Raw genomic sequence first — 2166 nt, forward strand, 5'->3', positions numbered from 1 at the left:
CCTATCCAATGACGGCTGGCAGATGTCGGAGGTGCCGGCCACCGCAAGAATACGAAAGCCGACTGCGGCGAGCTTCACGCTCAGCCGATAGCGTTGGCTAGTATCGTCCTGCAGCGCGAAGCCACGATTGACCAAAGAGGAAAGCAGACGATGTGCGGCGCTTTTGGGGATATCGAGGCGACGTGCGATGTCGCTCACCGGCAAACCATTGGGCTCGTCGGCAAGGAGCTCGATGATGTCCATCACCCGGTCGACAAAATCACCCAAAGGCATTTTTGACCTTCATCAGAACATAGTTCTATTTGGCTATCGGACGGACCCTCTGTCAAGGGCGAGAGGCTTCCAGCGTTCACTCAGCGCTGACCAGATTTGACTTTTCTGGGATCAACGCGATAGAACATCGTTCTGTTTCGTGGTGAGAAGCATGAAACCTCCTAACAAGGCGAACACAGCAGGGATTGGCCGGAATTGGGCCACGCCGGTAATTTGGTTCGGCCCTGCGGTGCTCCTGCTTCTCGCTGTGACTCTCTATCCGACAGCCGTAGTAATTTGGCTGAGTCTCAGCCGCACGCGTTACTACGACGTCATCGGCTGGGCCGGTCTCGGCAATTACGCTTCTGTGCTGACCTCCACACCATTTTGGGACCTCACCTTCAACTCCCTCGTCTATCTGACAGGGTCTCTCGCTATCGTGTTGCCGCTCGGGCTGTTCTGCGCCCTTGCGCTGCAAACGATGAAGCGCGGCGCCTCGTCCTTGCGAGTGCTGCTGCTGCTGCCTTGGACACTGTCCATGGCGGTCGTTGGCTGCTTTTGGCTATGGCTGCTGAATCCGTCCTACGGACCCATCAGCTACGGGATGAAATCCGTTGGGCTCACACCCGGCCTGATGCTGGGCGATCCAGGCGTCGCACTATTGTTGCTGATCGTGGTCACGGCCTGGTGGTCGTTCCCTTACGTCATGGTAATGATGAGCGCCGCCCTACAAGGCGTTCCGGGCGAGCTCTATGAGGCTATCGAGATCGACGGCGGCGGATTCTGGTCTCGCCTGCGTCACGTGGTCTGGCCGCATATAGATACCACGCTCGGCAGCACCGCGCTGGCCCTGAGCATCATGTATCTCACGCTCATTACGCTCATTCTGGTTTTGACGGGCGGCGGGCCGCTTGGAACGACCAGCACGTGGAGCTTCGAGGTCTTTGTCGATGCCTTCAGGTCGATTGACATCTCTCCATCGGCGGTGATCTCGATCGTCGTCCTCATCGTAAATCTGCTGCTCGGCCTCGCCTACCTCCGGCTGACAGGCCGTGTTTCAGGGTAATGCGGTCATGCGCACGACACCGGCCGAACGCCTAATCTCACGCCTGACCATAACCGCTCTGACGCTAGTCGTTGTCGGCCCCATAGCATGGGCGCTGGTGACGTCGCTCAAGACCGAGGCGAACGTCATCACATTTCCGCCCTCCTTGTTGCCGTCGCCTGCGACGCTTGCCAGCTATGTGGCCGTCTTCCGCGAGCAGAATTTCTCCGTTGAGCTTTTCAACTCCGACCTTTACGCAATCGCTTCGATCGCGCTGACGCTGGCCGTCTCAGTGCCCGCCGGTTATGCCGCATCAAGGATGACGTTCCCGGCCAAGCGCGCCGTCATGCTTCTCATATTGGCGACGTCCATGATTCCCGGCGTCGCGCTGCTGACACCGACATATTTTGTCCTCGACGCAATCGGCTGTCTGAACAACCCCGTCGCGATCATCGTCCTTCAGGCCGCCCGACTGGTGCCGCAGACGATTTGGTTCATGCAAAACTTTGTGAATGCGGTGCCGGTCGGGCTCGACGAGGCTACCCAGGTTGACGGTGCCACGCGCTGGCAGACCTTTACCCGGCTCATTTTGCCGCTGATCAAGCCAGGCATTGCGGCGGCCGCGGTTCTCGGTGTGATTACAACCTGGAATGACTACATCACGGTTGCGGCCTTCGCGCCCAACCTCTCCCGCCGCACGCTTCAGGTCGCGCTGGTGAACCAGGTCTTCGACACCATTGGGATCACCTGGTCGTATGTCATGGCCTTCGCAATCGTCTCATCGATACCCATCGTCGCACTCTTTCTCGTCGCGCAGCGGTGGTTCATCGCCGGTCTGACAGCTGGCGCAGTCAAAGGCTGATTTCAGA

At 58.8% G+C, this 2166-nt stretch carries 3 protein-coding genes; 2 read left to right on the forward strand and 1 reads right to left on the reverse strand.

Annotated features, from left to right (window positions below; translation table 11 throughout):
- A partial coding sequence (locus JOZ76_RS12835) for a helix-turn-helix domain-containing protein (protein WP_291699000.1) occupies positions 1–273 on the reverse strand: 273 nt, incomplete at its 3' end.
- A gap of 151 nt (positions 274–424) precedes the next feature.
- On the opposite strand from JOZ76_RS12835, the gene JOZ76_RS12840 reads away from it, so the two are divergent.
- Both JOZ76_RS12840 and JOZ76_RS12845 read left to right on the forward strand, forming a co-directional pair.
- The gene (locus tag JOZ76_RS12840) at positions 425–1318 is read left to right on the forward strand and encodes a carbohydrate ABC transporter permease (protein WP_291699001.1); all 894 of its coding nucleotides are present in this window, start codon (positions 425–427) and stop codon (positions 1316–1318) included.
- Positions 1319–1325: 7 nt separating this feature from the next.
- Positions 1326–2159 carry a carbohydrate ABC transporter permease gene (locus JOZ76_RS12845; protein WP_291699002.1) on the forward strand — a complete coding sequence of 278 codons (834 nt, stop codon included), beginning with the start codon at positions 1326–1328 and terminating at the stop codon, positions 2157–2159.
- The last annotated feature ends 7 nt before the right edge of the window (positions 2160–2166 follow it).

Origin of the sequence: Bradyrhizobium sp., from assembly GCF_019244115.1 — a bacterium.
Lineage (GTDB): Bacteria > Pseudomonadota > Alphaproteobacteria > Rhizobiales > Xanthobacteraceae > Bradyrhizobium.

Bases quoted from the DNA above. Each gene is read 5' to 3' on its own strand.
- JOZ76_RS12845 (WP_291699002.1), top strand. From the start codon at position 1,326: ATGCGCACGACACCGGCCGAACGCCTAATCTCACGCCTGACCATAACC.
- JOZ76_RS12840 (WP_291699001.1), top strand. From the start codon at position 425: ATGAAACCTCCTAACAAGGCGAACACAGCAGGGATTGGCCGGAATTGG.